General features: G+C 65.4%; 1 protein-coding gene. It reads right to left on the bottom strand.

Going from position 1 to position 254, the window contains the following annotated elements:
- On the bottom strand, positions 1-254 hold a 254-nt coding region (locus tag C4334_RS14350; RefSeq protein ID WP_352432775.1), incomplete at both ends, for a response regulator.

Below are 254 nucleotides of genomic sequence, written 5' to 3'. Positions count from 1 at the left end.
TGATCAACGTCTCGCCCAGTCCGCTGCTGAGGATGATCTTCACGCGCGCGTTGAGGCGGCGAAGCGCACGCGCCGTCGCGCGGCCATCCATGAGCGGCATGGCGAGGTCGAGGATCACGGCGGCGATCTCGTTTCGGTGTGCGGCGAAAAGAGCTACCGCTTCTGCGCCGTCGCTTGCGGTGAGCGCGCGGTAACCGAAGGTTTCGAGCGTCTGCTCGGCGATGGTGCGTATCGGCTCTTCGTCATCGACGACG

Origin of the sequence: Pyrinomonas sp., from assembly GCF_040289685.1 — a bacterium.
In the GTDB taxonomy this organism is placed as follows: domain Bacteria; phylum Acidobacteriota; class Blastocatellia; order Pyrinomonadales; family Pyrinomonadaceae; genus Pyrinomonas.
Note: the sequence above shows the minus strand (reverse complement) of the source record. Positions and strands in the feature narration are given on the sequence as shown.